Annotated in this window: 3 protein-coding genes and 1 pseudogene; all 4 read right to left on the reverse strand. The window is 41.0% G+C overall.

Annotated elements, in window-relative coordinates; translation table 11 throughout:
• Window positions 1-157: 157 nt before the first annotated feature.
• Window positions 158-1,363: a type II toxin-antitoxin system HipA family toxin gene (locus tag P20311_RS02000; RefSeq protein WP_008109080.1), complete on the reverse strand. Its 1,206-nt coding sequence runs from the start codon at window positions 1,361-1,363 to the stop codon at window positions 158-160.
• On the reverse strand, window positions 1,353-1,652 hold the full coding sequence (locus tag P20311_RS02005) for a helix-turn-helix transcriptional regulator (RefSeq protein ID WP_004589614.1): 300 nt from the start codon (window positions 1,650-1,652) through the stop codon (window positions 1,353-1,355). Before P20311_RS02005 ends, P20311_RS02000 begins: the two co-directional genes overlap by 11 nt.
• 351 nt (window positions 1,653-2,003) lie before the next feature.
• On the reverse strand, window positions 2,004-3,101 hold the full coding sequence (locus tag P20311_RS02010; RefSeq protein WP_008109087.1) for a Fic family protein: 1,098 nt from the start codon (window positions 3,099-3,101) through the stop codon (window positions 2,004-2,006).
• A gap of 338 nt (window positions 3,102-3,439) precedes the next feature.
• Window positions 3,440-3,716, reverse strand: a pseudogene (locus P20311_RS02015) (nucleotidyl transferase AbiEii/AbiGii toxin family protein); the annotation flags it as partial.

Genomic DNA, 3,716 nt, shown 5'->3' on the forward strand with positions numbered 1-3,716 from the left:
TTTTATATCGCGTATTTATAGGCATTTGTATTTTACCCGCGCCTCGCCGCTCGAAGCCCGCGGCCTTCTCATTCCCGCTTTGTGGTTCATAAAAGCGTCAATTAATAGATGACTACTTAATCAGTCATTAACCCACTAATGACTGCTTTATTAGCCTTTAACTTATAGAGGGTATTACGCTTTCTAAGCGTTTTATGTCAATATCACTGATATTAGCAAAACGTTTAAAGTGCGTTGCCCACTGGCGAGTATAACTCTCAACCTCGGCAATTATTTTTGTTGCTTGAGCCTTGTTGAGGCCGAAGCGTTTGGCTTGCGACAGTAAATTATCGATACTAGCATATCGGCCATCATCACCAAGCCCTATGCCATGCTGCTTTGAGTTATTAATAGGGGTAATATCATAAGCGGGGCTCATACGCCACGTTTGCCCTGCAAAGTGATACAAAAATGCATGATTTCGGCTGTGATCATCGGTATTACCAATAAATACGTTAAATATCATTCGCTTGTAGAGCTCTGTAGCATCAGCAGCGAACTCACCTGTGTGGTGGCGAATAAATTCAGCCAGTTCACCGTAGCTATAGTATGTTGCTAAGTCGCTTATCGCGACTTTTGGTTTTTGTAATAAGCTATTGGCGCTTAAAAAGTGATGAGTTGGTAAGTCATCGCTTACATCAAAACGCTCAACTAACAGAACATCGCCATTTTCTGTTTCATGAATACGGGTATTTGCAGTGCGAATCCCCAATTCATTAGCCATACACATAGCGCCATGCTCAGCCCTAGCTAAATTAAACAAATCGTCTTGACGATTAAACTTTGCCAAATAAAGTTTTTGGTCAATTTTCACAGAGGTTTTAGGTCTTGCTCCCCCCATACTTTGACCAAATTCAAAGGCTTTTTTTGCTTCTTGTGAAATCGTTTTATTGGCGAGCAAATCGTCCTTTGCTTGATCTAACAAGGCTAAATCGGCTAATGTATTTTTATTCGCTTTATGTTTTGATGCGCTGCGCGACAAACTAAATACCAAGGCGCCAACACCATACCCAGACCCTGCGAGTAAAAATTCTAGCTCATTTTTTGGTTTGGTATTATGCAGCGACAGTATAAGCTTACGCCCCCACGAATCAGCTCCCGCATCACTTAACACCCCAAACACACCTTTATTGGCAGAATAACTAACGATGCCAGGCTGTAATGGTAAATGCAGCGGATCGAGCGCAAACGCATCAGAGCGCGCAAGGTAACTTTTACCATAATTAAACTCACCTCGGCCTGTTTGTGTATTTAACTTAAAAAAACCACAAATTACCGGGCTGTCTTCTAAACCGTCAATAAATACATAAGCTTCAGAAGTCATCGTTAATCACCTGAGTTTTATTGCTTTTACGCTGTCTTGCATTATAACCGCCCACATCTGCGGCAAGCTCGTTAATTTCATCCAGCAATGAGCCTTGCAATTGAAGAACAACAAGGGCTTCAAACAATATATCGCTTTTTACTACCTCCCCTTGCTCAAGCTTTTGTACCGTTGAGCGAGATACACCAATCATTTTAGCGAACGTGCTCTGGGTATAAAGTAAAGTACGATGCTGGCGAATTAAATCACCCAATCGACGCGCCAGTTTTAATGCTTGTTCAGATCTCATAAATGACTACCTAATCGGTCATTAATATACCAATGATTAGTTTAGCGGTATTTAATATGATTGCAATATTATTTAAATAGATACGAAATGAGTTTCGAGCTTCGGGTAACGAGCCGCGAGCGACGGGCTATAAATTCAGACTAACCCCTAGCGCCTAGAACCTTTTACCTATTCCCACCATAATCGTTAAGCTTGCTGACGCGAAAAGCACCGCTTTTAAATTAGGTTACTTTCACGCCATTATTCGCCTCAAAAAATGAGGCGAATATCATACTTAATTGCCTCACTGTGTGTCATCGTGTTGAAATAGTAGGGCTTTGAATTACAAAAAAAGCTTTAAGCTTTTTAAAGTCATTTGGCTATTTTATAACGAGTACTGCGACCGCCCGCTGAGGTTTTCTTTATATAATCCAGTGTTTGTAAATCTGATAAATGACGCGTCGCCGTCGCGCGACTTACCTTAGCCACTTTTTGATACTGACTTGCACTGATACCCTGCTCAAATTGGCCATCAAGTAATTTATTAAGCACTTTTACTTGTTGCTCATTTAGTCTAGTTTGATCTTTTTTAAACCAATAATTAGTTTTAGAGACAGTTTGCTCAATATTCTTCAGAGTAGATTCAACTGCTTTATTGAGCGTATTTAAAAACCAGGTAATCCACTGTGTAATGCACAAATCACCACGCTGTGTTGCCTCTAAGACCTCGTAATAGCCTTTTCTATCCTCTAAAATTGCCACCGACATCGCATAGAACCGTATAGACTCTTTATGCTCTTGAGCAAGCGCTAAATCTGTAATAAGACGCGTAATACGCCCGTTACCATCTTCAAGCGGGTGCAAGGTTACAAACCACAAATGAGCGATAGCAGCACGAATAAAAGGGTCTTCGTGTCGATCATTATAACCTGCATTAAACCAATTAAAAAAAGCAGCGAGTTCGTTTTCGATAACATCTCTTGGTGGAGCAGTAAAATGTAATACGGGTCTATCTAATCGCCCTGATACAACTTGCATTGGCTCGTTGCCACGTAATTGACCGCCCGCTATTTGAGTAAATAATCCTTTTTCACCTGCAAACAATAAACGATGCCAATTCAACATACGTTCTAAATCAAGCGGTGTATCGGTGTTATTAATTGCATCCAACATGATCTCTGCAAGATTATCGCTTTGCACTGTGGTTGGATAAGGCTGCTCATCAATGTGGAGTTTTTTAGCTAGTGACGAACGTACCGAAAACGCATTAAGTTTTTCACCTTCAATTGCGCTTGAATGAATAATATTAGCCAATAAAGTATCAAGTGCTTGCTGTTTTTGCTGCGTACTTTGCCCATCCATGCGACCAACCAGCACACCTTGGTTAAAACAAAGCCCTCTCAACAACGGCGCAAGCTGTTTTTCATCCCACGTAAAGTTCGGCCAATCTTGTTGTTGCCATATCCACATAAGCGTTTGCCCTCAAGGTAAGTAGCTTCAGTCTATATGATTTAATCGCCTCACACAATGAGGCAAATAATGAACTTAATTGCCTCATTGTGGAGTCTGTGGACTTGTGCAAACCCTAGCTCCTAGTACCTTTACCACCGTAGGCGTGCATCTTACTGACGCGAAAAGCGCAGCTTTTAATACTCGAAACCCGATGCCCGCAACTCGACGCTCGACGCCTTTCAGCAAAGCTATTCAAAAATATTCCTGATATTTTTGTTGGTCATTCGTCACCTCTCGGCGACCCGAGCATTAGTGTGTGGTGATTGTGAAAATACAGCGCTTTTCAAATTTGATGGTTAAGGCTCGATATCATTCAAAACAATCTTACAAAATGATTTGAATACATCAAATGCTTCTTGCCACACCAATTTATGACTACCATAAACCATTGGAACAACATATTCATTAAAACGCGTTTCATAGAGTGAGTTCGCTTGCAATACATCTAAGGCAAACTTAAGTTCAATAATCGGTTCTGCCATAAATTCTAAATGCTGATTACCGTAACGGGTAATATCTTCTGCTATGACTTTTTTGACTAAAGGCACCACACCTGATGCATCCGCCAACCCA

The organism is Pseudoalteromonas sp. BSi20311 (assembly GCF_000239875.1).
GTDB lineage: Bacteria > Pseudomonadota > Gammaproteobacteria > Enterobacterales > Alteromonadaceae > Pseudoalteromonas.